1 protein-coding gene is annotated in these 232 nt (G+C 63.4%); it reads right to left on the reverse strand.

Annotated features, from left to right (window positions below; translation table 11 throughout):
- A partial coding sequence (locus EO131_RS17270) for a hypothetical protein (protein ID WP_206512881.1) occupies nt 1-232 on the reverse strand: 232 nt, incomplete at both ends.

Raw genomic sequence — 232 nt, forward strand, 5'->3', positions numbered from 1 at the left:
ACTGCCCGCAAGCGCAACAAAGTCGCTGACCGAGGTCGCCGTGCCGCCAACCGTATAGTTCACAGTTATCGCGGAGCCCGTGCCGTTGACCACATCAAGGCTCACCGTATATTCGCCCGTGTCCAAGGGGTTCTCGGCCGCAGCGTTGTCCGTGGCCGTTATCGTCGCCACCGGGTCCGGGGCAACATCGTCGCTGGTAATGGTCACCGTGTCACTGTTCGGGGCGCCCACC

The organism is Flagellimonas beolgyonensis (assembly GCF_003992615.1).
GTDB lineage: Bacteria > Bacteroidota > Bacteroidia > Flavobacteriales > Flavobacteriaceae > Flagellimonas > Flagellimonas beolgyonensis.